Raw genomic sequence first — 25,587 nt, 5'->3', positions numbered from 1 at the left:
CCAGTAAAAAGCCCCGAAATCTGGTTAGAAGTCGGGGCTTTATGTTTTGAGTTCTTGTGGGGGCTTTGATTTTTAGGGCTTAAACGTTCTCTACAGCAAACGCTGAAGTGATTGGCTCTAGCGCACTACTCGGCAGCTTGTGCGGCGCTTCGATACGTTCTTTTAGCTTTTCGGTGAACTCGACAGCTGAAGCCTGATCCTTGAAGTTAAGCTTTATAGCCCCGGTGTTTACTAACCATTTTTCGCCGTCTTCTATCACCATCTTTGAAATCGAGATTTCCATGCCAGTTCCTCTCGCGAATTGAGTCGAACCGTGAGTTTTAGGCAAAAAAAGACCAACAAACGTCGGTCAAATATTAATTTAGGAGGAGCACCTGATGAGCATCAGATGACGCCATATTCTCTCCAGATTGTTGCACGCGTGTGACGAATTCAGGTCCATTCGTCTGCGGCTCGTTCTCTGCAACCAATCCGTAATAATTGTCTACTACCTTGCCGTCTTCACTCGAGGGCAAGATTTTGAACCGCAACGCACGCAAAACGTTAACCACCATTGCTGAACACAACGAAGACGCAGCCATTGCACTCATGCGCGCTGCAGAACGTACAGGTGATCAAGTCCTTCGGCAGCAGATGCTCAGGGTTATTCATCAGCTGAACGAGGATGCACTTGACCTCAGATCCATCCGTGACGATTCCATGTCGTCATCTCGGAAGCTTGCTTGATTAGCCAGCCTTTGAGGCTCACGCCCTGCGCCTGCAGGAACGCCCGCTATCGTTCCTTTCTCGTGCCCAGGCTAAGCATGTGCTTCGACATACCTTCGCTTATCACTTCGTCATCACTGGCGAGAACATCCTGACCCTGCAGAAGGTGCTTGGTCATGCGTCCGTCACCATGACCATGAGCTATGCACATCTGACACAGGATCACCTGCAGGAAGCTTTGTGCTGCAATCCCATCTTCGACTCTTTTCGACACCGGTCTAGGTCAGAAAGCAAAAAGCCCCGAAATCTTGTTAGAAGTCAGGGCTTTAAAAACTGCGATTTGGAGCGGGCGATGGGAATCGAACCCACAGCTCTAGCTTGGGAAGCTAGGGTATTACCACTATACGACGCCCGCAGCGGGTGCCTTTATACCGGAAGTCTTGGCCGAAATGAAGCCTGCAGCGCGGCTATCTGTGGCTGGGCGCTGCAGGCTTGGCGCATAGCGGTGGTTCATACGGCTATCGCGTGGTGCAGGTCATGCTGTGGGCGGTTGCTGGAGCTGTTGCGTGCCGGGGCCTGCAGGAACTTGAGCATGACGGACTGACTCTGCAGCCAGGCCTTCTTGTGCTCCATGTCGAGAAAGTGCCCGGTGTTGTCGATAGTGGCGAACTGGCAGTCACTCAGGTACTCAGCAAACAGGCGCACGTCATCCGGAGAGGTGTATTCGTCGTGCTCACCGTTGATAAATAGCAGCGGGATGTCGATGGCCGCCAGGCACTCCATCTGGCAGTGGTTGTCCATATGTACCACCTGGTTGATGTGCGCGTGCAACTGCAGGTACTCGTGGCTGTCGAGGCTGCTGATATGGCGATGGTTGTAGCGCTTGAACAGGGAGGGTAGGTATTTGCCGATGGTGCTGTTGACCAGCTGGCCGACCTTTTCGCCGTCGATGGCATTCAGGTAGGTCATGCCTTTTTCCAGGTAGTCGAGCATCGGTGCGTTAAGCAACGGCGAGAAGGAGGTGATCACCGCCTTTTCGATACGCGCCGGGCGTTGCGCCAGAGCGAGCATGGCGGCGACGCCACCCCAGGAGAACGACAGCAGGTAGTCGACCTGAAACTGTTCGATCAGCTCCAACAGGATGGTGGCTTCATCTTCCTTGCTGATCGGCCGGCTATGGCTGTTGTGCGGCTTGGACTGGCCGGCGTAGGGCTGATCGTAAAGCACCACATTGAACTGTGGTTGCAGGTACTTGATGGTTTGCGCAAAGGCGGCGGTGGTTGCCAGCGAGCCGTTGATCAGGATGATGGTCTTGCGCGCGCTGGGGTTGGCATAGAACTCCGTGTGTACCTTGAACGTCCTGTGTATATCGACGACAGCGGTGGCTGGCTTCATGTCGTTTCCTCCTGGCGCAAAAATGGGCATGGCAAAACGGCGATGCCGTTAAGCCGGGCTAAGCAGGACAGTCAGGAAAGCGCCTGGACGTGACAGCAAGATGTCAGGCTGAAGGATTTTATAAGTTATTTATTTTCAATCAGTTAGGGCTGAAATAGAGCATCCGTCCACGACCTTTTGGCAGGTGTGGAGTGGCGTCTTTGACCAGGCAGGAACCCATTTCGCGCAGTGCGCAAGTAACCGATGGAACGCTTAGATGGCTTGCGTGACTATTAAGTCACGATAAGACCTTTTGGTTTTATTTAAGCAGCCGCGTTCGGGCTGGCGCAAGTGAATATTGGAATATCGAATAACCGTTTGTCGGTTAGCTAGCTAAGTATGTGACTTGAGCACGAACTGCCTTAGATGCAGGCGATTTCCGCTTCTGTCAGGGCGCGGTATTGGCCGGGGGCCAGCTGCGGGTCGAGTTGGATGGCGCCCATGCTCAGACGGTGCAGGCCGATGACCTTGTTCTGGAAGTGGCCAAACATGCGCTTGACCTGATGGTAACGGCCTTCGTGTAGGGTCAGCAGGGCGCTGTGGCTGTCCAGAATCACCAGCTCGGCGGGCAGGGTGGTGAGGTCTTCATAGGCGAAGTACAGGCCGTGGGCGAACACCTCGATGTACTCAGGAGTAATCGGCTGTTCGGTCTCAACCCAATAGACCTTGCCCAGGCGGCTGCGCGGCTCGGTCAGGCGGCGTGACCATTGGCCGTCGTTGGTGATCAGCAGCAGGCCGGTGGTATTCAGGTCCAGGCGGCCGGCCAGGTGCAGGTCGGCTGTGTCCGGCTCATCGAGTAAATCCAGCACGGTGCGGTGTTGCTCATGCGCGGTGGCGCTGACCACGCCGATGGGTTTGTGCAGCATGAAATAACGTGCGGCTTTGCCGGCTTGCAGCAGCTCGCTATCGACCTCGATTCGACTGAACTGGCTGACTTCGCACAGGCCATCGCAAACCACAGCACCGTCCACTTTCACGCGGCCGCTGGCCAGCAGTTGGCGCGCTGCTTGGCGATTGAGTTGGGGCAGGTTGCTGAGAAAGCGGTCGAGGCGCATGGCTAGCTGTTTGCTGGCGGGGTTTCAGGTGGCAAGCCCTGAGCGCAGCGTGGGCACAGGCAGCTGCGGTTGCGCTGCTCGGGTGGCAACTTAGCCAACTGCGCGGCATCGACCGGTACGCTAAAACACCAGCATTCGCTCACCGGTGCGTCGGCGCCAGCCTGGGCGCATTGGTTGAGCTGCCCGCAGCAGGGGCAGCGGTTGGTTTCATCACTCACGCGATTTCTTCACACAGGCGGTTGCGGCCGCCCTGTTTGGCCCGGTACAGGGCGCGGTCGGCGCGGGTGATCAGCTGCTCCAGGGATTCATCGGCATGCAATTGCGCCAGGCCGATGCTGGTGGTGATGCGTAGCTGCGCGCCGTTGAAGCTGATGCTGCTTTGCTCGGTTTGCTGGCGGATTTTCTCGCCCAGCTCGCGTGCTTGCTCGGGCGTTGTTTCCTTGAGCAGCAGAATAAATTCCTCGCCACCCCAGCGGCAGATGATGTCGGACTGACGCAGGGTGCTGCGCAGGTCGCTGGCAAAGCGGCGCAGTACTTCATCACCGGCCATATGGCCGTGGCTGTCGTTGAGCTGTTTGAAGTTGTCCAGGTCGAGCATCAGGGCGCACAGCGCGCTTGGGCTGCGCCGGGCTTCCTGCACGGCCTGATTGGCCAGCAGGTCAAAGCCACGGCGGTTGGGCAGCTCGGTCAGGAGGTCGGTGGTGGCCAGCGCGCTGATGCGTCGCTGATAGCGGCGCAGCACCAGGCTGACCAGGCTGATGACGATAACGGTGACCACCAGGCAGATCAGCAGATTGAGGTACAGCGACTTGCGGATGCCAGCGACCGCGCCGTCCTCATGTTTGTCGACAAACAGGTACCAGTTCAGCTCGGGGATAAAGCGCACATTGAGGAAGTGATCGCGGCCGTGTTCCTGATACTCGAAGTCGCCGCTTTGTGGGTGCGGCAGCTTGGCCTGCAGCTCTTCCAGGCCGGGAATTTCACTGAGCGACTGACCAACCCGCGCGCCCATCGGCCCGCCGTTGGCACCCGTGAGCACCAGCCGACCATTGGTGTCGACGAAGAACACACTGCGCTCATAGCGCTGCTGGTAGGTGTCGATCAGTTTGACCACTGCATCCACGGTCAGGCCGACGCCGGTGGCGCCGATAAAGCGCTGCTCGTAATCGAACACCTTGTAATTGATAAACACGGTCATGCGGTCGTCGTTGGCCATGTCGACGTCGACATTGATCTCGTATGGGGTCTGCATGTCGCGCACGCGGAAATACCAGTCATCGCGTGGCTCGTCTTCCTTGACCTGCTTGAGCACGCCTTTGGCCTGGTAGTAGGTGTGGGTTTTCTCGGAGACGAAGAAGCTGGTGACCGTGGCGTAATGCTCCTGCACTTCACGCAGGTAGCGGGTGATCTGCTCAGGATCCTTCTCGCCGCTCAACACCCAGTCACGCACGTAGGTGTCGCGGGACATCATCGAAGAAATCAGGATGGGCCGAACCAGGTCCTTCTGGATTTCCGAGTAGACGTTGTCCGAGGTCAGCGGCAGTTCGGTATTGATGATGCCGGAGCGGATCGAGTCCAGAGCGGTGTAGTAACTGGCCAGGGAGGTGGCAAGGAAGCCACAACCGAGCAGAACCAGCAGCAGCGCAATCAAGGACCATTGCCGGGCCAGGGGGGATTTGTGAGGCATGCAAGGCTCTGCTGGTTAAATAATCGCCGCATTGTAGCGTTCGGCAACGGTTGGCGCTGCTGAAACATCTGTGCCTGGCCGATTTACCGGCAGCCATGACGCTTGCTGCGCAAGGCCTTGAGGACTATGGTGCGGCAACACGAAGAGTCTCCTTGGTGACCCGTACCGCCGCCCGGCGTACGCCTTGCTGATCTGCCCCTGACCGCAGTCCTTTCAGCACACCGAGCCCCCATGCCCAGCGCACCTGCCAGCTATCGCATCAAATACTCCACCTTGAGCATTGGCCTTGAGGATTTTCACCTGTGCTCGCTGCGCGACAAACAGCAGTTCGCTGACCTCGACGGCCTGGCGGAAAAAGCTGGAATCTCCTCGGCCACCTGGTCGCTGTTCGGTCAACTCTGGCCGGCCGGTGAAGTGCTTGCGCAAACCCTGAGCGGTATGGCAGTTGAAGGGCTGCGCATTCTTGAGCTGGGCTGCGGCCTGGGGCTGACCAGCCTGGTGTTGCAGCGCCTGGGTGCGGATATCACCGCCAGCGACTATCACCCGCTGGCGGGCGAGTTTCTGCTGCGCAATGCCGCGCTTAATCAACTGGAACCGGTGCCTTATCAGAGCTGCGACTGGGCTGAGGACTATCAGCAGCTGGGCCTGTTTGATCTGGTGATCGGCAGCGATCTGCTTTACGAGCGTGACCATCCCAGCCTGCTGGCCGGGTTTATCGACCGCCATTGCAACCGCCACGCGGCGGTGCTGATTGTCGATCCGGGCCGTGGCAACAGCGCGCGGTTTTCCCGGCATATGCTGGAGCACGGCTATCTGCAGCTGGCCGATAGCCTGAACCTGCTGGATAACCCGGATGCGCCCTTTAAGGGGCGCATCCTCAGTTACCGGCGTTAGCCCCTCAGACTTCTTCTAATACCACTACGCGCTGGCCCGCACGCACCGGTGAGCCGGGTTGCACGCGCACCTCGCGGACTACCCCATCGCGCGGGGCGAGCAGGGGGATTTCCATCTTCATCGACTCCAGTATCACCAGCACATCGCCAGCTTTAACCAGGTCGCCTTCACTCACCTGAACTTGCCAGAGGTTGCCGGCGATATGGCTGTCGATGCTGTGCAGGCCGGCGCCGAGCGGGGCGTCTTCGCCGAGATCGGCGGCGACTTCCTCACTCTCGTAGTGCGCCTGGCCGGAGGCGATCCAGCGCTGACGTTCGGCGTCGAAGGCGGCGCGTTGCTGGTTGCGGAAGGCGTCGATGCCCTCGGCCTCGCGGTCGAGAAAGGTCTGGTAATCAGCCAGGGCCAATTCACTGTGCTCGATACGCAAGTCATAGCGGCCCAGGGGGAAGTCACGACGGATACGCAGCAACTCGTCTGCCGAGACCGGGTAGAAGCGGATCTGGTCGAAGAAACGCAGCAGCCAGGGCTTGCCGTCGAAGGCGGCGACTTCGCGGTAGCGGTTCCACATCTGCAGGGTGCGGCCAACGAACTGATAACCGCCGGGGCCTTCCATGCCGTACACGCACATATAGGCGCCGCCGATGCCCACCGAGTTCTCGGCGGTCCAGGTGCGTGCCGGGTTGTACTTGGTGGTGACCAGGCGATGGCGTGGGTCGAGCGGGGTGGCCACTGGCGCGCCGAGGTAGACGTCGCCCAGGCCCATCACCAGATAACTGGCTTCAAAGACCGTTCTGTACACCTCATCGAGATTGGGCAGGTCGTTGATGCGGCGGATAAATTCCAGGTTGCTCGGGCACCAGGGCGCATCCTTGCGCACCGTGGTCATGTATTTGTCGATGGCCAGCTGGCAGGCCGGATCGTCCCAGGACAGTGGCAGATGGACGATCCGCGACGGTACGCGCAGGTCCTGCGCGGCGCACACGGCGTCCCATTCGCCGGCGACGATGCCGAGCAGATCGCCAAGGGCCAGGGTTTCCGGCTGGTAATGCACCTGCAGCGAGCGAATGCCGGGTGTGAGGTCGATCACGCCGTTGAGGTTTTTCGCTTCCAGCGCCTGCATCAGCGCATGGCCACGGAAACGCAGCACCAGATCCAGCTCCGCCGCGCCGATTTCCAGCAGCAAGTGGGTGTCGCCGGACAGGCGCGCGACCAGGCGTTTATCGGCTTCGCCGATATCGAGCACGATGGGGCTTTGTAGCTCGGATTCACTCGGGGAACTTGGCGGCATATTGGCCCCGGATTGCAGCCGGGCTACCAGGTCACTTGTTTCTGCATTGCTGGCCTTGGCCAATTTTCGCGCGGTGGCGATATCCACCGGTGCAAAGCGCACCTTGTCGCCTGCTTTCAACTGCCCCAGCTGCCACAGATCCGCCTCGATAATCGTCACCGGGCAGACAAAGCCGCCCAGGCTCGGGCCGTCCGGGCCGAGGATCACCGGCATGTCGCCGGTAAAGTCCACCGCGCCGATGGCGTAGGGGTTGTCGTGGATATTCGACGGGTGTAAGCCGGCTTCGCCGCCGCTATCGCGCACCCATTCCGGTTTTGGGCCGATCAGGCGCACGCCGGTGCGGCTGGAGTTGAAGTGCACTTCCCAGTCGGTGGCGAAGAAGGTTTCGATATAGGCCGGGGTGAAGTATTCCGGTGCGCCGTGGGGGCCGTAGATCACGCGGATTTCGCGCACGGCTGGCAGGGCGCTGCACAGATCGGCGGGTAGTTGCGCACCGGCTTGGCGGTCAGTCAGCGCAGGGATATGCAGCACGTCACCGGCACGCAGGGCACGACCGCCGTGGCCGCCGAACTGGCCGAGGGTAAAGGTGCTTTTGCTGCCGAGGTAATCCGGCACCTGCACACCGCCACGTAGGCTTAGATAGCTACGTGCGCCTGCGCCCTGGATGGTGCCCAGGCTCAGGGTGCTGCCAGCTTTGATCAGCAGCGCGGTATTCAGTGGCTGCTCAATACCATCGACGCTTAGCGGGATGGGTGCACCAGTGACCGCTACCACTGCATCGGTGTTAAAGCGCAGTGTCGGGCCGCTCATGGTGATTTCCAGGCCGGCGGCATCTGCCGCGTTGCCCAGCAGACGATTACCCAGGTGCAGGGCGCGGCTGTCCATCGGCCCCGATGGCGGTACGCCGACGGCCCAGTAGCCGAGGCGGCCGGGGAAGTCCTGCACGGTGGTCTGGGTGCCGGCGCTAAGCACTTCAAAGGTGTTGGCCTGATAAATCAGGCCTTCTAGGCAGCGGGTCCAGGGGTTGCCGCTGGCGAACGGTGCGTCAGTGAGGATTTGCCGCAGGTACTGGCTATTGGTTTCCACGCCATACAACAGGGTATCGGCCAGAGCCTGGCCGAGCGCAGCACTGGCCGCATCGCGGCTATCGGCCCAGGTGATGACCTTGGCGATCATCGGGTCGAAGTAGGGCGGAATTTCGCAACCGGCTTCGACCCAGGTATCGATACGCAGCGCTTTGCCGTCGGCCTTGGGGAAGCTGACTGCGGTGAGCAGGCCGGGGCTTGGCTGGAAGTCGCGGCCCGGGTCTTCGGCGTACAGACGCGCCTGGATGGCGTGGCCGCTGGGTTTCAATGTTTTCGTCAGCTCGCTCAGCGGTGCCAGGTCGCCAGCCGCCAGTTCGATCATCCAGCGCACCAGGTCGACGCCCCACACCTGTTCGGTAACGCCGTGCTCGACCTGCAGGCGGGTGTTTACTTCGAGGAAATAGAAGCGTGCCGCCTCGCTGTCGTAGACAAATTCCACGGTGCCGGCGCTGCGGTAGCTGACCGCCTTGGCCAGCTTGATCGCCGCAGCGCACAACTCTTCGGCCATGCCGGCCGGCAGATTCGGTGCTGGGGTTTCTTCCAGAACCTTCTGGTTGCGCCGCTGCACCGAGCAGTCGCGTACACCGAGGGCCAGCACTTCGCCGCGACCGTCGCCAAACACCTGCACTTCCAGATGACGGGCGCGCTGGATGTATTTCTCGATAAACACGCCGCTGTCGCTGAAGTTGTTCTGCCCCAGGCGTTTGACCGCCTCGAATGCATCACTCAGCTCGGCGGCGCTGTTGCATACGCGCATACCGATACCGCCGCCGCCAGCGGTGCTTTTCAGCATCACCGGGTAGCCGACCTGCTCGCCCGCGACCAACGCGGCGTCGAGGTTTTCCAGTAACTCGGTGCCTTCCAGCATTGGCACGCCATGCTGTTTGGCCAGGGCGCGGGCGGTGTGCTTGAGGCCGAATACCCGCAGCTGTTCCGGAGTTGGGCCGACAAAGGCGATCCCGGCGGCTTCGCAGGCTTCGGCAAAGGCGGCATTTTCCGAGAGAAAGCCGTAACCGGGGTGGATCGCGGTGGCGCCGCTCTGTTTGGTCACGGCGAGAATCTTCTCGACCACCAGGTAGGTGTTGGCTGCCGGGCCTTCGCCCAGGCTGTGGGCCTCGTCCGCCTGCTGGATATGCAGGCTGGCGGCGTCTGCTTCGGAGTAGACGGCTACGCCCTGTACATCAAGGGCGCGTAGCGTACGCAGGATGCGGCAGGCGATGGCGCCACGGTTGGCGATCAGCAGTTTGTTGAACATTCGAGGTGTCCTCGAAGGGGCGGGCCGTCCCGCGGTAGTGATGCACCCTATGGTCGTCCATAGGTTGTAGGAGCGGGCCATGCCCGCGAAGAGCGTTCGCGGGCATGGCCCGCTCCTACAGGTCTGGTTGTAAGCTTTTCGTTTTTAACCTGCTCAATCCCACACCAACACCTCAGCCGGAGTCGGGTTGTAGCCGTTGCACGGATTGTTCAGTTGCGGACAGTTGGAGATCAGTACGATCACGTCCATGTGCGCCTTGAGTTCGACGTATTTGCCGGCGGCGGAGATGCCGTCTTCAAAGGTCAGGCCGCCTTCGGGGGTGACCGGCACGTTCATAAAGAAGTTGATGTTGGCGCTGATGTCGGCCTTGTTCAGACGGCCGTCGTGCAGGCTCGCGCGCAAAAAGTTGTCGCGGCAGCTGTGCATATAGCGCTTGTCCAGGGCGTAGCGCACCGTGTTGCTCTCCTGGGCGCAGGCGCCGCCGAGGGTGTCGTGGCTGCCGCAGGTGTCGGCGCTGATGGTCAGCATCGGCTGGCCCAGGTTGGAATACAGCACGCTGCCGGTAGTCAGGTACACGCGGTTCTGTTTGCGCAGGGTGCGTTGCACGTCATAGCGCTCGCGCGGGTTGCGCGCTGAATAGAACAGCGTATCGACCGCCTGATTGCCTTCCAGGTCGAGCAGGCGCAGGGTCTGGCCGGCTTTTACTTCGCAGAGAAAGGGTTCGCCAGCGGCGATGGTGGCGCGGTACACCGCAGCTTCCGGGTGCTTGTCGCTTGAGATAAGAGTCATGCTGGCCGGCCTCAGATATACAGACGTTCGGTGTTATGGAAGCCACGGGCGTTTTCCGGGCGCGAGGTGCGGCACAGCACGCTGATGCCGTCGCTTTCGACCTTGTGCCAGCTCAGTTGCAGCGGCTTGGGCGCGTAATTGGGGTTGGGGTCCATGGGGTGCTGCAGGGCGGTGAGCACCACCAGCGTGTCCATCGGCGCGTACAGCTCGATGTAGTCGCCGGCCTTGGAGTTGCCCGACTGGAAGTGGAAGCAGCCGTCGCTGTCGACCGTCACCTTGCTGAACAGGTTGAGGCACATCAGCAGGTCTTGCAGATTGAGGTTCCACTTGCCCATTTCCACCAGCAGGTTGTCCACGCCGTTGCGGAAGAAGCCGTTGCGTAGTTGCTGATAGTTGCCGCTGCCGTACTTCTCCTGAACTTCCTCGGCGTTGAGTACGCCGCCGAAGCTGTCATGCCAGCCGCAGGTATCGGCGGTGATGGCAGCGAGCACGCGACCCATATCCGAATACAGGCAGTGGCCGGCGGTGAGCTTGGCGGTGTGCTGGCATTTGAGGCTGTCGGGCAGGTTGAGCCGCTCACTTTTCTCGGCGGCGTTGAGCAGCAGCAGGCTGGCATTGGCGCCGCCTTCAAGGTCGGTGATACGCAGCAACTGGCCGCGTTTGAGGACAAAGGAGGTATGCCCGCCGCCGGGAACGAGTTCCTCGTAGAGCGTGGGGCGCAGGCTTAATGAGGCAGTCATTGGGTGCTCCTACAGGGCCGGTTGCAGATTGCCGGCGATATGCGCGGGCAACGCTTCGACGGCGGCGCGGGTGGCGCGGCGGTCACTGTTGAGGGGGATGTCGTAGGTAATGCGCGCGCCGAAGGCGTTCGGCGCGTGTGGGTCAATGCGGGTCTTGTCGAACACCAGCAGACGGGTGCCGAGGCTGAAGCCCTCGCTCAGGTCATGGGTGACCATAAATACGGTGAGCTTGGTTTCGTGCCACAGCTCCAGCAGCAGGCCGTGCATGTCCTTGCGGATGCCGGGGTCGAGGGCGCCGAAGGGCTCATCGAGCAGCAGCACGCGCGGCTTCATGATCAGCGCCTGGGCGATGGCCAGGCGTTGCTGCATGCCGCCGGAGAGCTGGCTGGGGTATTTGTCCAGGGCGTGGCCGAGGCCGACCTTCTTCAAAATGACCTCAGCCTGCGCGCGGGCGTCGCGCTTGGCGGCGCCAAACAGTCGGCCGAGCAATTTCGAGCGCGGCAACTCCAGGCCGATGGCGACGTTGTCCAGCACACTCAGGTGCGGGAACACCGAGTAGCGCTGAAACACCACGCCACGGCTGCTATCGGGCTCGGCAGCCAGCGGCTCACCACCGAGCAGAATCTCGCCCCGGCTGGCGCGCTCCTGACCGAGCAGCAGGCGCAGAAAGGTCGATTTACCGCAGCCGGAAGCGCCGACCAGGGTGCAGAACTCGCCTTCATTGATGCTCAGATTCAGGCGCTCCAAAACAACCTGGTCTCCATACTCCTGCCAGACATTCTTCACTTCGATAAAGGCACCTACTGCGCGAGCCGCTGGCTGCGTCGCGCGGTGCTCGCAATCCTCATGGACGAGATGTCCACTCCGGTTGCTGCGCTCCGGGCTTCTTGCCAGTGACTCGCTCGCTACGGTGCCGCTCTTTATGGTTTTCATGCTTTCGCTCCCTCGTACCAGGGGAAGCACACGCGGGTGGTCTGGCGCAGGCCCAGGTCCATCAGCCAGGCGAGCAGGGTGATCCACACCACGTAGGGCAGGATCACGTCCATGGCCATATAGCGGCGCACGAGGAAGATCCGGTAGCCCAGGCCATCGGTGCTGGCGATGGCCTCGGCGGCAATCAGAAATAGCCAGGCTGAGCCAAGTACCAGACGCAGGGCGATTAGCAGGCGCGGTAGCAGTTGCGGCAACACCACGCGCAGGATCAGTGTCCAGGTGCTGGCGCCGAGGGTCTGTGCCTTGATCAGGATTTCTTGAGGAATTTCGCGGGCGCGCTGTTCCAAATCACGGGCCAGGATCGGGGTGATGCCGATGACGATCAACATCACCTTGGACAACTCGCCGAGGCCGAAGACGATAAACAGGATGGGCAGGATCGCCAGTGGCGGCACCATCGACAACACCGTGAGCAACGGTGACAACGGCGCGCCGAACAGCGGAATGATGCCCGCCGCGATACCCAGGCACAACCCAGCGAGGGCGGCAATGCCGATGCCCATGGCCAGGCGTGTCAGGCTGGCGGCGCTGTCCTGCCAGAACAGGTAGTTGCCGCTGCGCTTGTCCTCGGTAAACGCCAGGCGATCAACCGCCGCGGCCATCTGACTGGCACTGGGCAGCAGTTTGTCGTTGGGGTTATCAGCCAGACGTTGTGCCGAGCCTGCGAAATAGGCGAACAGCAGCAGGGCGAAGGGCAGCAGGATCAGCAGCAAGCGACCGCTGCGATCCGGGTGGCGGTTGATCAGGCGCATAGAGTGTTCTCGTGTGGCTTGGGCCCACTCCCCCGAACCCTCTCCCGCAAGCGGGAGAGGGTAGGGAAGGCGTTACAGCGTGCCGTCAGCCGCCATCTGCATATAGCTCGGATCAAAGCGCAGTTTGAGGTTGCCCTTGTCACCGGTGACGACGCCTTTGGCGAAGCTCATGCCAATGGCGTTGGCACTTTGTGCACCTTCGCCGAGCAGGCCGTGGCCAAAGGAGAACTCCGCGACCTTGGTCATGGTGGCCGGTAGTTTCGGGCTGGTGGCGAAGGCCACGGCGTCTTTGGCCGAATAGAACATTTTGGTCGCTGCCAGCTGCGCTTCGTAGCCCGCCAGGTCAGTACCGGAGGCTTTGGCCATGTGCTCGCGGGCAGCCCTGCCGGCCGGGGTGTCGGCACTCATGGTGGCCATGATTTCGTACCAGGCACCGGTCAGCGCTTTGCCGAAGGCCGGGTTGTCCTTGAGGGTGTCGCTGTTTACCACCATCAGGTCGATGATTTCGCCGGGAATCTGGCTGGAATCGAACACCTTTGTCACGCTCGGTGTGGCTTCGATTTCGGCCAGCAGCGGGTTCCAGGTGGTCACGGCGGTGACGTCGCTGGTGGAGAAGGCCGCGACCATGTCGGCGTCGGAGGTGTTGACCACTTTCAGGTCTTTCTCGCTGAGGCCGGCTTTTTCCAGGCCGCGCGCCAGCAGGTAGTGGGACACAGACAGCTCGACCAGGTTGACGTTCTGGCCCTTGAGGTCACCCAGGGTTTTCTTCTCGCCCTTGAGCACGACGCCGTCGTTGCCATTGGAGAAGTCGCCGATGATCAGCGCGGTGCTGTCCACGCCGCCAGCGGCCGGAATGGTCAGGGCATCCATATTGGTCATGGTGCAGCCATCAAACTGGCCGGCGCTGTACTGGTTGATCGACTCGACGTAATCGTTGATCTGCACCACATCAATATTGATGTCGTACTTTTTCGCCCACTTGTCGACGATGCCTTCGGCAGCGCCATATTCCCACGGCATCCAGCCGGCGTAGATGGTCCAGCAGACGCTGAAGTCGGATTTCGGCGCCGCATGGCTGTTGACGCTGATGGCAGCGGCCAGGCCGGCGGCGAGTACTGAACACAGACGGGACTTACGCATGGTGGAACCTCCAGTTCGAAAATGGGCGGGCAGGAGTGCGCGGCGGTTTCCCCACGAGTGGGGCGCGTTCTCCCGGGCTTTTATCCCGCCGTGTAACCTCGAAGGAGGTCGCCAACTCTCGGACCAGTCACCCGCAGATCTGTTGATCGCGGATCGGAACCCTAGTCAGCTATTGCAAATTGTGGTGCCGCGATCCCGCCGCAGCGGGTTGTTCCTGCACAGCTTGGTTATTGCGAACATCGTGCCAGCTCAATCAGGCCCCATGGGCTCGCGGGTTTTGCCCGCGCCAGTCCAGGGCTGTGCGCCCTTGCGGTGCGTGTGAGCATCGGCGTGCTGCATTGCAGGGCGCTGCGTGTTACAGGTTTTTCTCGGCAGCCATCTGCATATAGCTGCCATCAAAACGCAGCAGTATGTTGTCGGCATTGCCCAGGCTGCGCTCCCCGCTGAAGGCGATGCCGAGCTTATCCAGACCCTTGCCGTCGTGGCCGAGCAGCTTCTGCTGATCGGCGAACTGGGCGACCCGCTGCATCAGCTCGGGCATCTTGTTGGCGCGGGCAAAAGCCAGCGCATAACGCGGCGAATAGAACGAACGCAGGGTGTCGAGTTGCTGGCTGAAATCCTCCGGCGTGGTGCCGGCGGCGCTGGCCATCTTCGCCCGAGCGGCGCGCCCAGCATCGGTGGGCATGCCCATCAGCCGCTGGGTTTCGAACCAGGCACCGGTCAGCGCTTTACCCAGCTCCGGGTGGGCGGCGAGGACCTTGCTGTTGACCACGGTGAGGTCGACGATCTCGCCGGGAATCAGGTTGGAGCTGAACACCTGGCTGACCTGGGTCTGCTGCTTGATCTTGGCCAGAATCGGGTTCCAGGTGATCACTGCGTCGCCCTGGCCGCTGAGGAAGGCTTCGGCAATCTGCGTGTCGGACACGTGCTGGATGGTCACATCCTCAGGCTTGAGCAGGGCCCATTCCAGGGCGCGGCTGAGCAGGTAATGCGATACCGAGTTCTCCACCAGCAGCACGGTCTTGCCCTTGAGGTCCTTCAGGGTCAGGCCCGGACCGCGTAGCAGAATGGCATCCGCACCGTTGGAGAAGTCGCCGATGATCAGCGCGGTAGAGTCGACGCCTGCGGCAGCTGGGATGGTCAGCGCATCCATATTGGTCATCGAGCAGGCATCGAATTCGCCGGCCGTGTAACGCTCGATCGAGCCGACATAATCCGGCACTTCGCTGACTTCGATACGGATGCCGTACTGATCCGCCCATTTCTTCACGATGCCTTCGCTGGCGGCATAACCCCAGGGCATCCAGCCGGCAAAGATCGACCAGCACAGCTTGAAGGTTTTCGGCTCACTCGCCGCATGGGCGGGTTGCAGTAGCAGTGTGGCGAGCAGACAGGTGGTAGTCAGGCGGGCGAGCAGGGTGCGTAGCGGCATGGGTAACCTCGGGTCAGTCAGCGGGAACAGGAAAGCGAACAGCAGTGCTGTGCGTTCTCCCGGGCTTTTATCCCGCCGTGTAACCCCTTGGCCGTGGCCACTGCGTGAGGTCGTCGACTCTCGGACCAGCCATTCGCTGCAGGCATTGCTCAGCGAACCGGAACCCTAGTCGACCATTGCAGATTGTCTGGCTGCAAGCTGCTTGCCGCCGTACGCATTTCCTTTATGCGTAGAACGCTAAGCGAGGACTGTGCCAGGTTGGTGTGTGTCAGCTGGCACGACGGACAATAGGGCACCGAAATAATTTGTCATGAAATCTGCTAAGCCGGTGCGACGCACTGGATGGCATGGCCTGTTGTCTATTCATTGGGAGCAATCCCTGGCAGCGACAACGGTCGCTGCCGCACCCGCGGTCGAAGGAGGCCGCTATGTCATACAAATCCATGCTGCTGGCGTTGTTGGTTTTGTCTTTAAGCGGTTGTGCGGTCTATGGCGGCGGCAATGGCTATGGCCACCGTGGTTATGATCGCGGCCATTCGCATACCTATTACCAGGTGCAGCGCTACCCGGTTTATGTGGTGCCGCAGCCGCAGCGCTACAGGGCCTATCACCATGATGGGCGACGCTATGATGATCACCGCCACGCACCGCGTTATTACGTGCCTGCACCGCAGCCGCGCCATTACCAAACGCACCAATATCAGAAGCGCCACGATTACCGCATTGTGCAACCGCACGCTGGCTGGGATGGCCGCCGTGACCATTACCGCAACCAGCAACAGCAGCGTCATGATGCCCAGTGGGGTGGAGAACGCCGTGGTGGTGATCGGCGCGATGAGCGTAAGGGTTGGGAGCGGCAGCGCAACTGACCACCCTCTTTAGGCGCGCTACGAATCAGGCTCGCCTTCAAGTTGACGGCCGAAGAGTCGATCTTCGGCCAGTATCTCTTCCCGCATGGCCTGCGCCGCTGGTGACAGGCTATGCCCTGCGCGGCTGATGAGGGCGTAGGCGGATTGCTCGGTCAATGCACCTGCTTCCAGCGGCAGGCGGGCCAGGCGACCTGTCTGGATATCCTCGGCCACCACATCCCAGGGCGCCATGCTCAGTACGTCGCTTTCAGCCACTAGTGTTTTGAGCACCATAAAGTTGTCGCATTGAATGCTCAGCGGCTGCTCGCGCCCGCTGAGTGCACTAAGGCTGCGCGCCACCGCCAGTGGCAGTTGGGTGCCTGCCAAGGGGTAATCAAGTAGATCGTGCATGCGCAGCGTTGTGTGGGCCAGCAGCGGATGGCCGGGGCGACAGAACAGCACCCCGTTGTGGCGCTGCAGTGGTTCGATGCACAGCAGTGGGTCACCGATTAGCTCGCGGCTGTCGGCGACAAACAGCTCCAGGGCGTCATCCAGCAGGCTGCTGCGCAGGTCTAGCCAGTTGCTGATCTGCAGGTTGACCCGCACCCGTGGATAGCGCAACGCCATGCGACCCACTGCGCGTGGTATCAGGCGCGCGGCCGGGTAGGGGCCGGCGCCCAGGCGCAGTTCTCCGGTTTGCAGATTACCCAACTGGCTGACGGCGTTTTTCAACGCCTGGCTGCCAGCCAGCAGACGCTGGGCGTGCTCCAGCACCAGTTGGCCGTGGGTGGTCAGGCTGATGCCGCGGCTGTGGCGGTCGACCAGGTTACAACCGAGGCTGCTTTCCAGCGCCTGGATGCTGCGACTCAGGGCGGGCTGGCTGAGATGCACGGCCTCGGCAGCACGGGCGAAATGGCCGTGTTCGGCGAGGGCGACAAAATGGCGAAGCTGACGAAGGTCATTCATGCGCTGATTGCATCATTTATTGATTTGGAATGCATTGGAATTATTGCTGTTGCTTGGCCACTCTTCCCACACAGCCAATAACAATGAGCGACTCGCATGTTTTTACTGAATCGAACTGCCGCCGTGCTGCTGAGCCTGGCATTACCCCTGGTCAGCCAGGCCGCCCTGCCTGAGGAAGAAATCCGCCCGTCGATCAATCCGGAGCTGGCCGAGCACACCAAACACTTCGCGCAGAAGGTCTATCAGGTGGCCGGCAACGTCTATTCCGCTGTCGGCTGGCAGCTGGGTAACGTGGCGATGATCGAGGCCCCGGAAGGTCTGATCATCATTGACACCGGTGAGTCGGTCAGCGAGTCGCGCAAGATCATGGCCGAGTTCCGCAAGATCAGCGACAAACCGGTCAAGGCGGTGGTCTATACCCACTTCCACCCGGACCATATCAATGGCGTGAAGGCCTTCGTCAGCGAAGAACAGGTGCGCAGCGGCGAGGTGCAGATCATCGCCCACGACACCCTGCTGGCCAATGTGGTGGCGCAGGGGGCCTTGGTCGGGCCAATTCTCTCGGTGCGTTCCGGCTACAGCTTCGGTGCGGCGCTACCAGCCAGTGACCATGAACAGATGAATGCGGGGATCGGCCCGTTGGCCAAGGCCGAGGCCTCGACCTTTATCGCCCCGACCCTGACCTTCAAGGATAAGCTCGACACCCGCATTGCCGGCCTGGACCTGCAGTTCTTGCATGTGCCCAGCGAAGCGCCGGATGAGATCATCGTCTACCTGCCGGATAACCGTGTGCTGATCAGCGCCGAGGTGGAGCAGGGGCCGACCCTGCCGAATATCCACACCCTGCGCGGCACCAAGTTCCGCGACCCGGTGGTGTGGGTCGAGAGCCTGGACAAGCTGCGCGCCTATCAGGCCGAACATATGGTGCCGCTGCATGGCCGCCCGGTCAGCGGCCAGGATAAGGTCGAGGAAGTGTTGCGCATGACCCGCGACGGCATCGCCTATATCCACGATCAGAGCGTGCGCTGGATGAACAAGGGCCTGACTCCGGACGAGCTGGTCGAGAAGGTCAAACTGCCGGCGCACCTGGCGGGCTACACGCCTTACCTGCGCGAGTACTACGGCACGGTTAAACACAGCGTGCGGCAGATCTACAACGGTTACTTGGGCTGGTTCCAGGGTGATCCGGTGGCGCTTGATCCGCTGCCGCCGAAAGACAAAGCCGAGCGCCTGATTGCGTTGATGGGCGGCCGGGAAAAGCTGCTGCTGGCCGCCGGCGAGGCCTACCTCAAGGGTGATTATCAATGGGCTGCCGAGCTGTCCAGCTACGCCATTCAGGTGGACAACGAGGATACGCTGGCCCGCGACATCAAGGCCCGCAGCTTCCGTAAGCTCGGCTACGCCAGCATGAACATTAACTGGCGCAACTGGTACCTGATGAGCGCCATGGAGTTGGAAGGCAAGCTGGCCGGTGAGGATGTCCAGCAAATGGCCGTGAGCATGCGCAGTGCCTTTCTCTCGGCGGACATGCTGAAAACCTTTCCTGCGCGAATCTTCCTGCAAAACTGGATTACCCGGGTCGACCCGGAAAAGGCCAATGATGTCGAGTTGACCCTAGGTTTCAGCTTTCCGGATATCGGCGAGCAGTGGGCGCTGGAAGTGCGGCGCGGTGTAGTGCAGCTGCACCAGGGCATTCCCGAGGGCACCACGCTCAAACTGACCCTCGACAAGACGTATCTGGACACCGTAATGAGCGGCGAGAATGGTTTGCTCAAGGGCGCCTTGCTGGGCGATGTACAGGTCGATGGCAGCCTGCTGGAAATCAAGACCTTTCTTGGCTGCTTTGACTTCAGCGATACGCCGATTGCCCTGACCCTGCGTTGAGTGAGGAGGTGTGTGACCCGACCAAAGTGCGGACTCACTTGAGGCGTTATCAGGGCAGACTACTCAGGTTTTTCATCTGATTAAGGAGTGCTTTATGCCTGTTCTGATATTCGCCAAAGGCGCGCTGGCCGCGTTCTGGCTGATGGCGCTGCTCAACGTGCTCTACCCCATGGGCGAGGGCTGGTACCTGGCCGTCAACCTGATTGCCGGTGGCATGCTGCTGGCGCATCTTGGCGAGCTGCTGCTGTTCAAGGCCCGCCTGGTCGGTCAGCCGCAGCCTTGGTTGCAGCGGGTGCAGGTGCTGTTGTTTGGCTTTATTCACCTGCGTGGTTTGGCGCGCGTGTAGATTTCTGGTGTGTGCTGCTCCGTTCAGCGCGGCGTTTGATGACGGCGTGCTGAGCAGAGGAGCCGTGATTGCTCATTTCTTGAATATGTTCGCGCAAAGCCTGTTCTGGCCGCGCATGCAGGTACTTCCTCAGGTCGCCTGCTTTTCGCTCTGGTGGTCATCCTGTCACAGGCATAGCCACTCACTTCGTGTGTAACGGCTGCCGCGCTTATGCGTCTATCGCTTGCCTGATGATGGTCGCGTCACTGCTCGGGGTGTCCGTCCATCGGCGAACCGCCTAAGAAAGCTCCCTGTGAGTGCGATTCTTGCTTGGTCAATAAAAGGTGTGGCGCTGCAGTTACAACTTAAAACAGGTAGGTAACGCCACTTAATAGGCGTTTTGTAATTATATGAGCGGATTCTTTATTGCTATTTCATCTATCTCTGTTGTGAAGTTTGTCTCGGTCTGTATGGGAGAATTCTGAAATGAATTTGGTGGCATATTGCTATTAAATTCAGCGATTGGTATAAATTTGACGGCATTCGAATAACTATAACTTAGATGACTTTTTATTGACGGCGTAAAATTGGCGCCTCACTAAATGACTGCTACAACATATTCGGAAATTATCTGTTCATGAGTACTTCCAGCGATATTTCAAGTTTGTTCAAGCTGTTCGGTGGACGTTCAGCCCACTACCAGGAAATCTCTCAGGAAGACGAGAAACAATCCTCCATGGAGCGGTGGCCGGGTGTGGCCAAGGTCGAGCTGTCCGGCGTTGCCGCTGAGCCTGCGGTGCTAACTCCGTCGGGTGCTGCGTTCCGTCCGGCGCTGTTTGCTGCTGTTGCTCCGGTGAGTCCGGCAATGGCGCCTGAGCCTGCGCCAAGCCCTGAGGCGGAGTCTCAGGCTAAAGCTGTTGCTGCACCTTATGCTGCTCCGGATTGGGCATCAGAAAGCTTGCACAGCCTGCTCGGTAAACTGGCTCAGGAAGATCGCCGGGAGGTCGTCAGCGCGCCTGTTCGTGTGGCCCGCCCACGTCCGAATCTTGCCAACATCAAGATCATCGCTGTGATTTCTGCCAAGGGCGGGGTCGGTAAAAGCACACTCGCTGCAGGCTTGTCTGCTGTGATGCAGCGTCAGGGACGCGCAGTGCTGGCACTTGACCTTGATCCGCAGAGTGCGCTGATCAATCATTTGGGTGTCGCCATCGATCCGATGCAGGTTGCTGCCGAAGGTCTTGCTCACTGCGTCGCCGATGCGCAGATGCGCGATTTTTGTCAGCCAACGCCCAGCGGAGTTTTTGTCCTGCCGTACGGCATGGTTGATGAAGGTCAGCGCCGTACGTTTGAACGGCAGTTGGAGGACGAACCTGATTGGCTAGCACAGCAGCTTTCTGAGCTGCAACTGGCTGACGGTTCAGTGGTCGTGCTGGATACCCCGCCGGGTCCTTCGGCGTACTTGCAGCAAGCCCTTTCGGTTGCCAATGTGGCCGTGGTGGTGAGCTTGGCTGATGCAGCTTCTTACGCCACGCTGCCGATGATTGATCGCCTGCTTAGCACCTATACAGCCGATCGAGCGGATTTTTACGGCGCGACGTATGTCATCAATCAGGTCGACCAATCGCGCAAGCTGAGTAAGGACATCACGCAAATCATGCGCGGCATTTTGGGCAGTCGTGTGGCAGGCATTATTCACCGTGACCAGTCTATTGCCGAAGCCCTTGCCTACAACCAGAGTGTGCTGGATTACGACCCGAGTGGGCAGGGCTGCCACGATCTGCAAGCCATTGCCCTGAACGTTCTTGCCAAGCTCTTTGCGACTCAGCGGAGTGAGCAGTTGGCATGAATTTAACCGGCATGTTTCGTGCCCGACGTGCTGCTCAGGGAACTACTTCACCCTATGTGCTAGACCGGCCGACCTGCGTCGTTCTGGTGCTTGTGGTCGTGGCCCTGCTGGCGTTGATGATCATCGTACCCATGGATGTAGAACAGCAAATGCTGTTCTCCGCTGGGTGCATGATCGCAGCCCTGGTGTTGCGCCGCGCGGCGAATCGCGTCGCCATTCTTGCCATGGTGGTGCTCTCCGTTGTGGCCTCGCTGCGTTACATGTATTGGCGTCTGACCTCATCCCTAGGCTTCGACAACTGGCTCAACATGCTGTTTGGTTATGGCTTGGTACTGGCCGAGCTCTACGCCTTGCTGGTATTGCTCTTTGGCTATTTGCAGACGGCCTGGCCGCTGCAGCGCAAGCCATATCCGCTTCCGGCAGACAGCAGTGTCTGGCCAACTGTCGATGTATTCATTCCGACGTATAACGAGCCGCTGGATATCATCAAGCTGACTGCTTTTGCAGCGCAGGCGATTGACTGGCCCAAAGACAAGTTGCGTGTGTATGTGCTCGATGACGGTCGCCGGGACGAGTTCCGCGAGTTTTGTGAGTCGGTGGGGATCGGCTACATCATTCGGCCGGATAACAACCACGCCAAAGCCGGCAACCTCAACTTTGCCCTGACCCAGACATCAGGCGAGTACATTGCCATTTTCGATGCGGATCACGTGCCGACGCGCTCCTTTTTACAAGTGGGCATGGGCTGGTTCCTCAAAGATCCGAAGCTGGCGATGCTGCAAACGCCGCACTTCTTTTTTTCTCCCGATCCGTTTGAAAAGAACCTCGACACGTTCCGCTCCGTACCGAACGAAGGCGAGTTGTTCTATGGGCTGGTTCAGGACGGCAATGACCTGTGGAACGCCACATTCTTCTGCGGTTCGTGCGCCATCATCAAACGCGCTCCGCTGGAAGAAGTGGGTGGAATCGCCGTTGAAACGGTAACCGAAGATGCGCACACCGCACTGAAACTCAATCGCCTGGGTTACAACACGGCGTACTTGGCGATACCTCAGGCAGCCGGTTTGGCCACGGAGAGTCTGTCCGGTCATATCGGGCAGCGCATTCGCTGGGCGCGTGGGATGGCGCAGATCTTCCGCACCGACAACCCGCTGCTTGGCAAAGGCCTCAGCCTTGGGCAGCGGTTCTGCTACCTGAATGCCATGCTGCACTTCTTCTATGGCTTGCCGCGCCTAGTGTTTCTCACGGCACCGTTGGCCTACCTGATTTTCGAGGCGCAGATTTTTCAGGCACCGGCCCTGCTGATTGTGGCCTATGCGTTGCCGCATATCCTGCTGGCCAGCGTCACCAACTCAACCATCCAGGGGCGCTTTCGTCACTCGTTCTGGAACGAGGTTTATGAGTCGGTACTGGCCTGGTACATCATGCGCCCGGTGTTGTTGGCCATGGTCAACCCCAAGCTTGGCAAGTTCAACGTGACGGCCAAGGGTGGGATGATCGATGAAAGTTATTTCGACTGGAAAATGGCACGGCCGTACATCGTTGTCCTGGCGCTGAATCTCATCGGCATGTTGGTGGGCGTGGCCAAACTCGGGTTCGATCCAGATGCCAGCGCCGTGACCTTGCTGATCAACCTGGTCTGGACGCTGTACAACATCATCATCAGCGCAGCCGCCGTTGCCGTAGCCAGTGAGGCGCGGCAGATCCGCGCCGAACCGCGTGTGTTTGCCACCTTGCCAGCCATGCTGGGCCTGGCCAATGGCAAGACAATTGCCTGCCAAACCAACGACTTTTCACAACGCGGTGTTGGCATTCATTTGCCCGAAGGCGTTCAGGTTGCCTGTGGTGAAGAGGTGCATGTCTCCCTGTTTCGCGATGGTGAAGAGGGCGTTTTTCCGGCCAGTGTGGTGTTCAGCCATGGGCAGACCCTGGGCCTGAACTTCGCCAACCTGACCTTGCAACAACAAAGTGAACTGGCACGCCTGACGTTTTCGCGAGCTGATACCTGGGCCAAGAGCTGGGGCACGGGCGTGGTGGATACCCCGCTCGGTGCCCTTGCTGAAGTGACCGGTATTGGATGGCGCGGGATATGCCTGCTGTCGCGTGCCACGTTCGATGAATCCGTGCGTCATGTTCGCGCCCTGTCTTTTACCTTTAAATCCACTCCGAGGAATCCATGAGTCAGAAACGCAAAGGCATGCTATCCCTCTGGTTCATCTTGTCGATTCCATTGCTTACTTCAGCCTTGTCGACTGCCTGGGCTGAAGAGGTTGTCGAAACGCAGGAGCCTGTCACTGAAGACGGTGCGTTAGTCGAAGAAGTGGTTGTTCCCGAGTTTGTTCCGACCTACAGCGCCACGCTCAAGCAATTGGGGGCCAATTACCCCATGCACTTGCGCGGTATTGAAGGCAGTGACAGCGTCAGCTTCGATGTGCGAGCCGATCAAGTGGTGACCAAAGCTCGGGTCAACTTGGAATACAGCTACTCGCCTTCTCTGCTCAGCGATCTCTCGCAGATCAACGTGATGGTCAACGATCAGGTGGCTGCCAGTCTGCCCGTTCCCAAAGAGACCGCGGGTACATTGCAGCAGCAGGTGGTGGATATCCCGGCGCATCTGGTGACCGAGTTCAACCGCCTGACGCTGCAGCTGATTGGCCACTACACCATGATGTGTGAAGACCCACTGCATTCAAGTTTGTGGGCCAAGGTCAGCAACACCAGCCAACTTGAACTGGAGACCACGCAGATAGCCTTGCCCGACGATTTGGCTCGGCTGCCTTTGCCGTTCTTTGACGGCCGTGATTCGCGTGCGCTGGAATTGCCTTTCGTGTTCGCCAGCAGCCCTGATAATCGCAGCCTGGAAGCGGCGGGTGCGGTCGCGTCCTGGTTTGGTGCATTGGCCAGTTATCGTGGTGCGCGGTTCCCGGTTAGCCTGGCGCAATTGCCTGAGAAGGGGCATGCGGTTGTTGTCATCGTGGGCAGTGCTTCCGTGGCCGGAATTGAACTGCCACAGAGTGCGACACCAACGCTGAGCATGATCACCAACCCCAATGATCCGTTCGGCAAGCTGCTGGTGATTGCCGCCCGTGATGGCGATCAGCTCAAACAGGCCGCCCTGACCCTGGTCACGGGCAGCAAGGTGCTGGCAGGCGCCAGTGCGCAGATTGAGCGGTTTGACAGCCTGCAGCCTCGTAAACCCTATGATGCGCCGAATTGGTTGCCCAGCGACCGTCCGGTACAGCTGGGGGAGCTCAGCGACGCTAAACGTTTGAGCGTTTCCGGCTACGACCCAGGCACCATCAATCTCCCCATGCGCCTGCCGCCTGATTTGTTCAACTGGCGGGAAAAAGGGGTGCCACTGCATCTTAAGTACCGTTACACCCCGCAGCCGGTATCAACCAACTCGTCGCTGCTGATCAGTGTCAGCGGCAAGTTCATCAAATCGCTGCCATTGCCGTCGCAAGAGAGCTTGAAGGACGACGAGTCGTTGCTGGCCAAGCTGCAGGATGATGAGAGCCTGCTGCAAGAGAGCAAGCTGCTTCTACCGCTGGACAGCCTGCCGCTGCAGTCTGCGCTGCAACTGCGGTTTATGTACGACTACATCAAGCAGGGCGAGTGCCGCGACATCATCATCGACAACATGCGCGGCACGATCGAGGCGGACTCCACCCTCGACCTCAGTGGTTATGAGCATTTTATTGCCATGCCCAACCTGGGCGTGTTTCAGAGCAGTGGTTTCCCCTTCACGCGTATGGCTGACCTTTCAGAAACGGCTGTCGTTATGCCAGCGAATGCCGGTGTGGAAGAAATCTCCCTGTACCTCGATGTTATGGGCCGTTTTGGCGATTCAACCGGCTTACCCGCCAGTGCTGTCAGTGTCACCCAGGGCGATCACGATGAGCCGCTGGAAGGCAAGGATTTGCTGGTGCTGGCCTCGGGTAGCAATCAGCCGCTGTTGCAACGCTGGGCCGATCGGCTACCGGCCAGCCTGACGGGGCAATCAAGCTTTGAAATGTCTGATCTGGTGCATCGTATGCGCACCTGGGTGGGTTCTGATACCCGTGCCAATCAGCGGCAGGCGCGTAGCAGCCTTGCCCTCGCGACAGGGGGCGCTGGTGCCTTCCTGACTGGCTTTGAGTCGCCGCTCGACAGCGGACGCAGTGTGGTGGTGATTGCTGCTGCCAGCCCGGACAAGCTGGTCGACATCAGCTCAGCCCTGCGGGGTGGTGAGGATTACGAAGAGTCAATCCAGGGCAGTTTGGCCGTGATCAATGGCAAACGCATCAGTTCTCTGGTCGCCGACGAGCAGTATTACGTGGGTGAGCTGGGCTGGTTGCGTTACCTGCAATGGCTGCTGGCACACAATCTCTTCTGGATGCTGCTGCTGACCGCTGTGGCGGTAAGCCTGGCCAGCCTGTTGCTGTTCTTTACCCTGCGTGCCCGTGCAAATGCACGTTTGAAAGATTGAG

General features: G+C 59.9%; 20 protein-coding genes, 1 tRNA gene, 1 pseudogene and 2 riboswitches. Of the genes and pseudogenes, 8 read left to right on the top strand and 14 right to left on the bottom strand.

Annotation, left to right across the window (positions count from 1 at the left end; translation table 11 throughout):
• Positions 1-79: 79 nt before the first annotated feature.
• A complete protein-coding gene (locus tag HCI85_RS14445; protein WP_160088066.1) occupies positions 80-283 on the bottom strand; it encodes a hypothetical protein in 204 nt (67 codons plus the stop codon).
• 498 nt (positions 284-781) lie between these two features.
• On the opposite strand from HCI85_RS14445, the pseudogene HCI85_RS14440 reads away from it, so the two are divergent.
• Positions 782-961 (top strand): annotated as a pseudogene (locus HCI85_RS14440) (tyrosine-type recombinase/integrase); the annotation flags it as partial.
• Positions 962-1,046: 85 nt separating this feature from the next.
• Here the strand turns inward: HCI85_RS14440 and HCI85_RS14435 are convergent.
• The 5 genes from HCI85_RS14435 to HCI85_RS14415 all read right to left on the bottom strand — a co-directional run bounded on the left by HCI85_RS14435 (position 1,047) and on the right by HCI85_RS14415 (position 4,881).
• Positions 1,047-1,120, bottom strand: a tRNA-Gly gene (locus HCI85_RS14435).
• Positions 1,121-1,215: 95 nt separating this feature from the next.
• A complete protein-coding gene (locus HCI85_RS14430) occupies positions 1,216-2,100 on the bottom strand; it encodes an alpha/beta fold hydrolase (protein ID WP_167145428.1) in 885 nt (294 codons plus the stop codon).
• A gap of 401 nt (positions 2,101-2,501) precedes the next feature.
• Complete coding sequence (locus tag HCI85_RS14425) at positions 2,502-3,194, bottom strand: pseudouridine synthase (protein WP_167145426.1); 693 nt, start codon at positions 3,192-3,194, stop codon at positions 2,502-2,504.
• A gap of 2 nt (positions 3,195-3,196) precedes the next feature.
• Positions 3,197-3,412 carry a cysteine-rich CWC family protein gene (locus tag HCI85_RS14420; RefSeq protein ID WP_167145423.1) on the bottom strand — a complete coding sequence of 72 codons (216 nt, stop codon included), beginning with the start codon at positions 3,410-3,412 and terminating at the stop codon, positions 3,197-3,199.
• A complete protein-coding gene (locus HCI85_RS14415) occupies positions 3,409-4,881 on the bottom strand; it encodes a sensor domain-containing diguanylate cyclase (RefSeq protein WP_167145422.1) in 1,473 nt (490 codons plus the stop codon). The genes HCI85_RS14420 and HCI85_RS14415 overlap by 4 nt, the downstream gene beginning before the upstream one ends.
• A 231-nt stretch (positions 4,882-5,112) precedes the next feature.
• On the opposite strand from HCI85_RS14415, the gene HCI85_RS14410 reads away from it, so the two are divergent.
• On the top strand, positions 5,113-5,775 hold the full coding sequence (locus HCI85_RS14410; RefSeq protein WP_167145419.1) for a class I SAM-dependent methyltransferase: 663 nt from the start codon (positions 5,113-5,115) through the stop codon (positions 5,773-5,775).
• 4 nt (positions 5,776-5,779) lie between these two features.
• Here HCI85_RS14410 and uca read toward each other — a convergent pair whose 3' ends face one another.
• The 7 genes from uca to HCI85_RS14375 form a co-directional block, all read right to left on the bottom strand.
• Complete coding sequence (gene uca / locus HCI85_RS14405) at positions 5,780-9,403, bottom strand: urea carboxylase (RefSeq protein ID WP_167145417.1); 3,624 nt, start codon at positions 9,401-9,403, stop codon at positions 5,780-5,782.
• A 153-nt stretch (positions 9,404-9,556) separates the two neighbouring features.
• Positions 9,557-10,192: an urea amidolyase associated protein UAAP2 gene (locus HCI85_RS14400; protein ID WP_167145415.1), complete on the bottom strand. Its 636-nt coding sequence runs from the start codon at positions 10,190-10,192 to the stop codon at positions 9,557-9,559.
• Between the two features lie 11 nt (positions 10,193-10,203).
• Entirely contained in the window at positions 10,204-10,932 is a 729-nt protein-coding gene (locus HCI85_RS14395; RefSeq protein ID WP_167145413.1) for an urea amidolyase associated protein UAAP1, read from the bottom strand.
• 9 nt (positions 10,933-10,941) lie between these two features.
• Entirely contained in the window at positions 10,942-11,865 is a 924-nt protein-coding gene (locus HCI85_RS14390) for an ABC transporter ATP-binding protein (protein WP_167145411.1), read from the bottom strand.
• Entirely contained in the window at positions 11,862-12,677 is an 816-nt protein-coding gene (locus tag HCI85_RS14385; protein WP_167145409.1) for an ABC transporter permease, read from the bottom strand. Before HCI85_RS14385 ends, HCI85_RS14390 begins: the two co-directional genes overlap by 4 nt.
• A 72-nt stretch (positions 12,678-12,749) precedes the next feature.
• Positions 12,750-13,817 carry a putative urea ABC transporter substrate-binding protein gene (locus tag HCI85_RS14380; protein WP_160088042.1) on the bottom strand — a complete coding sequence of 356 codons (1,068 nt, stop codon included), beginning with the start codon at positions 13,815-13,817 and terminating at the stop codon, positions 12,750-12,752.
• Positions 13,818-13,884: 67 nt separating this feature from the next.
• Positions 13,885-13,993, bottom strand: a riboswitch (guanidine-I (ykkC/yxkD leader).
• A 179-nt stretch (positions 13,994-14,172) separates the two neighbouring features.
• Entirely contained in the window at positions 14,173-15,249 is a 1,077-nt protein-coding gene (locus HCI85_RS14375; protein WP_167145407.1) for a putative urea ABC transporter substrate-binding protein, read from the bottom strand.
• Between the two features lie 54 nt (positions 15,250-15,303).
• Positions 15,304-15,429: riboswitch (guanidine-I (ykkC/yxkD leader) on the bottom strand.
• Between the two features lie 248 nt (positions 15,430-15,677).
• On the opposite strand from HCI85_RS14375, the gene HCI85_RS14370 reads away from it, so the two are divergent.
• Positions 15,678-16,118 (top strand): hypothetical protein, encoded by a 441-nt coding sequence (locus HCI85_RS14370; RefSeq protein ID WP_167145405.1) that lies wholly within the window; start codon positions 15,678-15,680, stop codon positions 16,116-16,118.
• 18 nt (positions 16,119-16,136) lie between these two features.
• On the opposite strand, the gene HCI85_RS14365 is transcribed toward HCI85_RS14370, so the two are convergent.
• Positions 16,137-17,063 carry a LysR family transcriptional regulator gene (locus tag HCI85_RS14365; protein WP_160088036.1) on the bottom strand — a complete coding sequence of 309 codons (927 nt, stop codon included), beginning with the start codon at positions 17,061-17,063 and terminating at the stop codon, positions 16,137-16,139.
• 96 nt (positions 17,064-17,159) lie between these two features.
• Between HCI85_RS14365 and HCI85_RS14360 the strand changes: the two genes are divergently transcribed.
• From HCI85_RS14360 to bcsB, 5 genes are all read left to right on the top strand, one after another.
• Positions 17,160-18,947, top strand: coding sequence for an alkyl/aryl-sulfatase (locus HCI85_RS14360; protein WP_167145403.1), 1,788 nt, complete (start codon positions 17,160-17,162; stop codon positions 18,945-18,947).
• Between the two features lie 94 nt (positions 18,948-19,041).
• Entirely contained in the window at positions 19,042-19,293 is a 252-nt protein-coding gene (locus HCI85_RS14355) for a DUF1145 domain-containing protein (RefSeq protein ID WP_167145401.1), read from the top strand.
• Positions 19,294-19,909: 616 nt separating this feature from the next.
• On the top strand, positions 19,910-21,118 hold the full coding sequence (bcsQ, locus tag HCI85_RS14350; protein WP_206677991.1) for a cellulose biosynthesis protein BcsQ: 1,209 nt from the start codon (positions 19,910-19,912) through the stop codon (positions 21,116-21,118).
• 11 nt (positions 21,119-21,129) lie between these two features.
• Positions 21,130-23,298 carry a UDP-forming cellulose synthase catalytic subunit gene (gene bcsA, locus HCI85_RS14345; RefSeq protein ID WP_446730795.1) on the top strand — a complete coding sequence of 723 codons (2,169 nt, stop codon included), beginning with the start codon at positions 21,130-21,132 and terminating at the stop codon, positions 23,296-23,298.
• Positions 23,295-25,586 carry a cellulose biosynthesis cyclic di-GMP-binding regulatory protein BcsB gene (gene bcsB / locus HCI85_RS14340; protein ID WP_241693783.1) on the top strand — a complete coding sequence of 764 codons (2,292 nt, stop codon included), beginning with the start codon at positions 23,295-23,297 and terminating at the stop codon, positions 25,584-25,586. The genes bcsA and bcsB overlap by 4 nt, the downstream gene beginning before the upstream one ends.
• Position 25,587 lies beyond the last annotated feature (1 nt).

It is taken from the genome of Pseudomonas sp. OTU750018, assembly GCF_011636575.1.
Taxonomy (GTDB): Bacteria; Pseudomonadota; Gammaproteobacteria; order Pseudomonadales; family Pseudomonadaceae; genus Aquipseudomonas; species Aquipseudomonas peli.
Note: the sequence above shows the minus strand (reverse complement) of the source record. Positions and strands in the feature narration are given on the sequence as shown.

What these genes read in the sequence shown, in the direction of transcription:
- HCI85_RS14445 (WP_160088066.1), bottom strand. Translation starts at nt 283, where the DNA reads ATGGAAATCTCGATTTCAAAGATGGTGATAGAAGACGGCGAAAAATGG.
- HCI85_RS14430 (WP_167145428.1), bottom strand. Translation starts at nt 2,100, where the DNA reads ATGAAGCCAGCCACCGCTGTCGTCGATATACACAGGACGTTCAAGGTA.
- HCI85_RS14425 (WP_167145426.1), bottom strand. Translation starts at nt 3,194, where the DNA reads ATGCGCCTCGACCGCTTTCTCAGCAACCTGCCCCAACTCAATCGCCAA.
- HCI85_RS14415 (WP_167145422.1), bottom strand. Translation starts at nt 4,881, where the DNA reads ATGCCTCACAAATCCCCCCTGGCCCGGCAATGGTCCTTGATTGCGCTG.
- HCI85_RS14410 (WP_167145419.1), top strand. Translation starts at nt 5,113, where the DNA reads ATGCCCAGCGCACCTGCCAGCTATCGCATCAAATACTCCACCTTGAGC.
- uca (WP_167145417.1), bottom strand. Translation starts at nt 9,403, where the DNA reads ATGTTCAACAAACTGCTGATCGCCAACCGTGGCGCCATCGCCTGCCGC.
- HCI85_RS14400 (WP_167145415.1), bottom strand. Translation starts at nt 10,192, where the DNA reads ATGACTCTTATCTCAAGCGACAAGCACCCGGAAGCTGCGGTGTACCGC.
- HCI85_RS14395 (WP_167145413.1), bottom strand. Translation starts at nt 10,932, where the DNA reads ATGACTGCCTCATTAAGCCTGCGCCCCACGCTCTACGAGGAACTCGTT.
- HCI85_RS14390 (WP_167145411.1), bottom strand. Translation starts at nt 11,865, where the DNA reads ATGAAAACCATAAAGAGCGGCACCGTAGCGAGCGAGTCACTGGCAAGA.
- HCI85_RS14385 (WP_167145409.1), bottom strand. Translation starts at nt 12,677, where the DNA reads ATGCGCCTGATCAACCGCCACCCGGATCGCAGCGGTCGCTTGCTGCTG.
- HCI85_RS14380 (WP_160088042.1), bottom strand. Translation starts at nt 13,817, where the DNA reads ATGCGTAAGTCCCGTCTGTGTTCAGTACTCGCCGCCGGCCTGGCCGCT.
- HCI85_RS14375 (WP_167145407.1), bottom strand. Translation starts at nt 15,249, where the DNA reads ATGCCGCTACGCACCCTGCTCGCCCGCCTGACTACCACCTGTCTGCTC.
- HCI85_RS14370 (WP_167145405.1), top strand. Translation starts at nt 15,678, where the DNA reads ATGTCATACAAATCCATGCTGCTGGCGTTGTTGGTTTTGTCTTTAAGC.
- HCI85_RS14365 (WP_160088036.1), bottom strand. Translation starts at nt 17,063, where the DNA reads ATGAATGACCTTCGTCAGCTTCGCCATTTTGTCGCCCTCGCCGAACAC.
- HCI85_RS14360 (WP_167145403.1), top strand. Translation starts at nt 17,160, where the DNA reads ATGTTTTTACTGAATCGAACTGCCGCCGTGCTGCTGAGCCTGGCATTA.
- HCI85_RS14355 (WP_167145401.1), top strand. Translation starts at nt 19,042, where the DNA reads ATGCCTGTTCTGATATTCGCCAAAGGCGCGCTGGCCGCGTTCTGGCTG.
- bcsQ (WP_206677991.1), top strand. Translation starts at nt 19,910, where the DNA reads ATGAGTACTTCCAGCGATATTTCAAGTTTGTTCAAGCTGTTCGGTGGA.
- bcsA (WP_446730795.1), top strand. Translation starts at nt 21,130, where the DNA reads ATGTTTCGTGCCCGACGTGCTGCTCAGGGAACTACTTCACCCTATGTG.
- bcsB (WP_241693783.1), top strand. Translation starts at nt 23,295, where the DNA reads ATGAGTCAGAAACGCAAAGGCATGCTATCCCTCTGGTTCATCTTGTCG.